Source organism: Bacillus haikouensis (assembly GCF_013179555.1).
In the GTDB taxonomy this organism is placed as follows: domain Bacteria; phylum Bacillota; class Bacilli; order Bacillales; family Bacillaceae_B; genus Rossellomorea; species Rossellomorea haikouensis_A.
Window position 1 is genome coordinate 1 of sequence record NZ_JABMCR010000299.1, and the last position, 4661, is coordinate 4661.

Annotated in this window: 4 protein-coding genes and 1 pseudogene; 2 read left to right on the forward strand and 3 right to left on the reverse strand. The window is 42.1% G+C overall.

What is annotated here, in order from left to right:
• Positions 1 to 277 precede the first annotated feature (277 nt).
• Positions 278 to 601, forward strand: a complete 324-nt coding sequence (locus tag HP456_RS20120; protein ID WP_172254414.1) for a YnfA family protein — start codon at positions 278 to 280, stop codon at positions 599 to 601.
• Positions 602 to 716: 115 nt separating this feature from the next.
• Here the strand turns inward: HP456_RS20120 and HP456_RS25440 are convergent, their stop codons facing one another.
• A complete protein-coding gene (locus tag HP456_RS25440; RefSeq protein WP_281358101.1) occupies positions 717 to 851 on the reverse strand; it encodes a hypothetical protein in 135 nt (44 codons plus the stop codon).
• A 296-nt stretch (positions 852 to 1147) separates the two neighbouring features.
• A pseudogene (locus HP456_RS20125) lies at positions 1148 to 2804 on the reverse strand (acyl-CoA dehydrogenase family protein).
• A gap of 370 nt (positions 2805 to 3174) precedes the next feature.
• Here HP456_RS20125 and HP456_RS20130 point away from each other — a divergent pair.
• The gene (locus HP456_RS20130) at positions 3175 to 4122 is read left to right on the forward strand and encodes a nucleoside hydrolase (RefSeq protein WP_172254415.1); all 948 of its coding nucleotides are present in this window, start codon (positions 3175 to 3177) and stop codon (positions 4120 to 4122) included.
• A 75-nt stretch (positions 4123 to 4197) separates the two neighbouring features.
• On the opposite strand, the gene HP456_RS20135 is transcribed toward HP456_RS20130, so the two are convergent.
• Positions 4198 to 4661 (reverse strand): GNAT family N-acetyltransferase (locus HP456_RS20135; protein WP_172254416.1); only part of this gene is annotated, 464 nt, incomplete at its 5' end.

The window sequence follows — 4661 nt, forward strand, 5'->3', positions numbered from 1 at the left end:
TTTTTTCCCATGGTGTCACTCCTATTCTATTTCAATATATGACAATGTGTTCATGTATTATATTTTAATGATAAGTAAAGAATCGGCAGCTGTCAAACATTATCATTCGTTTGTAACTATTCTATTCACCCGCTTTTCTATTGTCTTCCGCAGGTTGAAATGAGCTCAAGTTCCAGTCATATTCTAAATGATTGTTGCAATGAGGAGGGTTAAATTTTCTCTGTTGATTGGTATACTTATATTCAGACCATGAGTTTAATTGATATGAGGTGAAATCATGGCTTCAGCCATACTTTTATTTATCGTTGCCGGGATAGCAGAAATTGGGGGAGGATATTTGATTTGGTTGTGGCTAAGGGAAAATGCCACTCCATGGTATGGGCTTTTTGGCAGTTTGATTCTGATCGTATACGGGATTATACCAACTCTGCAGAACTTCCCTACCTTCGGCCGGATTTATGCAGCATACGGGGGTGTGTTCATTGTGCTTGCCATCTTATGGGGCTGGTGGGTTGATAAAAACACTCCTGACCTTTACGATTTTATTGGTGCTGTCATTTGTATAATCGGTGTGTCTGTTATCTTATGGGCTCCAAGATAACGATAAAAAGGCTGAAATTTAAGCTCAGCCTTTTTAATTTCTCTTCCTGTCCTACTTTCGCTGCTTTAAACTTCAAAGCAGCGAGGGTTGGGCATATGGATAAAGATCGGTCCATTCAGTATTCGATTTCATCATAATCCTTTGGCTGAGGCGCGGGCTGGACGTTTTCACTATTCGAGATATTATCGATTGTCTGCATGTCGCCTTTTTCTTTTAAAGGAACATCTTTCGTTTGTTTTTCTTCTTTCACGGGTCTGATCTCCTTTCGGTTAAGCTAGGAATAATATGTGCAGTAGAAAGTAAAATCATCCCTCCTGCCGTATTTTATAACCCCTCAGTGAAGTATGGAACTCTTGAAAATTGGTTAACTTGTTACTGATAAGAATTCCCTGGAGGTGGTGACCCATGATTAAGAAGAACTGCACGTGCAAACGGTGCAAGTGCCAGACTAAGAAAGAGTGTGATTGTCCTTGCTGCTGCGAGAAATAATGAAAAACCCCAAACCCCGGGGTTTTTCATCTGACCGGGGTTGTCTAATTCTTAAACCTACACCTTATACCTGACAATTCCATCAAAGTACTTGACCGACTTCATTTCTGAGTCGAGCCACTCATTCTTTTTCCAAGTATACTCGATGAACAATTCAGCAACCATCCGCTTCCGCTCGCCGCCAAATACTGCTGCATCCCCAAGTGCCACAACACATTCGTAAATCTTCACCATCAATTCTGCAAGCCGTTTACTATGATATGTCTGGATATCAAGTCCAGCATTGGACACTTTCATCAAGACATCTTCTAAAACTTCCAATCCTTCCAGTACCTTTCGCTTAAATCTCTAAGTTCTTCCGGGAGCCCGGTAAGTTCCCATTTCATTTGTTTTATAAATAGTTCATGGACACGATGCTTCTTCATCAATCTCAGCACTTCCAAGCCCAAAATATTCGCTGTCCCTTCCCAAACTGTGAGCACTTGTGCATCACGAAGTAATCGAGGAAGGACGAAATCCTCTATATAGCCGCTACCTCCGTACATTTCAATCGCTTCATGTGAAAAGTGTATTGCCTGTTCAGCGGTTTCTTTTTTCAGGATTGCAATTAGCAGCCTGGTGAGAGCCTTTTCGTCTTCATTCGCGGCTACTTTATCATTTGCGGAGCGATCGAACATCTCTGCCAGCCTGAAAACAGCATCACCGCCAGTTTAACCAGGCTTTCTTTTATCATCGGATATTTTGCAAGAACCTCTCCAAAAGCCTCACGATGAAACGTATAATTCTTCGCTTCAAGATATGCTCTCCGCATAATACCGATCGAAGCAGTCGCGTTACAGATCCTCGACAGGTTCAATGCTTCCATCATATAATAAATGCCTCTTTCTTTCTGTCCGACTACATATGCTTTCGCCCCTTCAAACTCGATTTCAGCAGAAGGGACTGCCCGAACACCAAGCTTGTCTTTCAGTCTCCGGACATGAATGCCATTAAGGCTGCCATTTTTCTTTCTCCAGGGAACTGCGAATAAGGTCAGTCCTTTCGTCCCGCTTCCGGAACCTTCAATGCGTGCGAGCACCATTGCTATACCACACATACCAGAATTGGAGGCAAAATATTTCTCGCCATATAGTTCATAGCCATCTTCCTGCACAAGGGCATGAACAGTATTCGCCCCGACATCTGATCCGCCCTGTCTCTCGGTCAAGAACGTTGCGCCTTCAAACAATTCCACTTCACCTGTCGACACCACATGGTCCAAAAACTTTTCTTTTACTTCAACAGAAGCATACTTATCGAGCAGCAAAGCAGTCGCCATTGTTAATGTCACAGGACAGTAAAAGCCGGGCTCCGTTTGAGAAAGCAGGTATCCTTGTGCAAATGAATAAAGGTAATTTCCTTTCGTCCCAAGTTCCGGAATCTCTTTGCGAATATACCCCACTATCCCCCTATTGTAGGTCTCCTCAACTGTTTTCTTATAGCCTTCATTTACCCAGATTTCTGAAACTTCGTCACCAAAGCGATTATATTTAATCAGTCGCGGCTGCCCGTCACGATCGGTATGAACGGCACGTTCATCGATTTCCCCGGCACACATCCTGCCGAATTCATCCAGCTCCCCATCTGCCCATAGATATAAGTCTTCCTTGAGATAGTGTCGTATAAGCTGTTGAAGGTGGGGATCTTCAAGATAAAAATTTACAATTTTCTTCATAAAATCACCTCACCTACAAGCTCCGGTGCACTGATAGTTCCCCGGATGAAATACTCAAACCGGGCAGCGGAAGACCGAAACATTCAAATAGGTTAAGAATCATATAGCTTGGCAGTTTCCACGCATTGTGTCTGCACGAAAGTATATTAGATAGATCCATTACTTCACTGCCATTCGGCTAAAGTTATAGAGCAATTTATCCCTTCATTTCCTGACGCATTGTAAAAGTTTTCCGGTAATTTCATCTTACCATTTACCATATCGTGAAGTTCATTAGCTTTTATAAAAAAATATAATCCTTGGATTTCCCGAATTGACACAGGACAATTTGTCGTTGTTATATAATGTAAAAAAACGGGAGGTGAGCCCAGTGAAGAAGAAAATTCTGCTGTTCGCAGACGTCGGAATTGATGATATTGCTGCGCTTATTTATGCCAATTTAAGTGAGGACATTCAACTTGTAGGTGTTGTTGCGGATTATGGAAATGTGCCCAGGGAACGTGCGATACAAACAGCGAATTACTTACTGACCTTCGTTCCAGAAGGAAAAAAGTTTCCTATTATAGGAGGGGCGGAAATTCCTATGACAGCCAAAGAACCAACATTTTACCCGGAAATTCATGGTGAATATGGAATGGGGCCGATCATACCTGACGTACTAGTCGATAAGTATGAAAATTTCTTTGAAATTGTTACTATCATAAAAAAATTCGGAAAAGACCTTACAATTGTTAGTATAGGGAGATTGACATCACTCGCAACAATGTATGTTCTATACCCAGACCTTATGGGTACAGTAAAAGATACTTACGTAATGGGTGGCGCTTTTTGGGTACCGGGGAATGTTACCGCCGTGTCAGAGGCAAATTTTTACTCTGATCCTGTCGCTGCAAGAGTTGTCATGAATTACGGGGAAAATGTTACAATCATTCCTCTTAATGTAACCGATTATGCAATCGTGACACCTCAGATGGTTGATTATATCGACTCAAAAGGACTAACAGAGCTGTTTAAACCTATGTTGGATTACTACTATGTTTTCTATAAAGAGCGAAATCCGGATATTCAGGGCAGTCCTGTGCATGATGCCATTACGCTCATGGCACCTCTTTACGAGGATATGTTTACCTTCAAAGAACTGCCTGTTTTTGTCGGGACAACGGAAGGCCGTGTCGATCAGGGACAGAGCATCACCGATATCAGGCCTTATATCAAGTTTGAGAATAATGCTAAAAAGCACCGTATTGCATTCGGGTTTGATTATAAAAAGTTTTATAACCGATTTATGACGGTTATGACTGGTGAAACGTTTGAGTGAAGGGTCACATGACTCTTTACTTTACTGGGAATTCAACATATTTACGCCCTTCTTCCAAAACGAAACGAATTGTTTTCATTCTTGTTTCAAAATACCGAAAATCTCAATATCTTCGAATGTTCCTGAAACCAGGCGGTCTCCTTTCAGTAAACCTTCTTTCTTCAATCCCGCTTTCTGCAGTACAGAAATAGAGCCTTTGTTTCTTGAAATGACTGCGGCCCATATCCTGTTTAATCCAAGTTCATCCATTCCAAACAACGTCATCCTTTTCACCGCCTCAGTCGCAAAACCTTTTCCCCAAAATGGTCTTCCCATCCAGTAGCCAAGCTCTCCCTTTTGATTGACCGCATCTACCCGAAGCGTGATTGTGCCCACCAACTCGTTCGATCCTTTCTCTATAATCGCCAGTGGAAATTCGGTTCCTTTTTCAAATTGAGCAGGCTGGATTTCGATCCAGTCAAGAGCGTGTTCTAATAAATATGGCTGAGGCAGCCCAATGATTTCTGCCACTTCCTTGTTATTAGCGAGATTTTGGACAG